Source organism: Serratia sp. ASV30 (genome assembly GCF_016428815.1).
In the GTDB taxonomy this organism is placed as follows: domain Bacteria; phylum Pseudomonadota; class Gammaproteobacteria; order Enterobacterales; family Enterobacteriaceae; genus Chania; species Chania fonticola_C.
This window is the reverse complement of the sequence record NZ_JAELTL010000295.1, coordinates 1-254: the sequence shown is the minus strand read 5'-3', so window position 1 is coordinate 254 and position 254 is coordinate 1. Positions and strand designations below refer to the sequence as shown.

At 63.0% G+C, this 254-nt stretch carries 1 pseudogene; it reads left to right on the top strand.

What is annotated here, in order from left to right:
- Nucleotides 1–203: pseudogene (locus JHD74_RS26520) on the top strand (hypothetical protein); the annotation flags it as partial.
- Nucleotides 204–254: the final 51 nt, after the last annotated feature.

The window sequence follows — 254 nt, the reverse complement described above, 5'->3', positions numbered from 1 at the left end:
CCCCCCCCCCCCCCCCCCCCCCCCCCCCCCCCCCCCCCCCCCCCCCCCCCCCCCTTTTTCAAGCAGAAGACGGCATACGCGATGATACCTCCTGTCTCGTGGGCTCGGAGATGTGTATAAGAGACAGCCTGTATACCGGCTGGCATAGAACCGCCATAGTACCCGATCGGCCTGGCTGTTTCACACCACTCAGGTTTGGGTGACTAATCTCCCCCCCTCTTCCGCAGTACCGATCGAGTACCTGATGAACACTT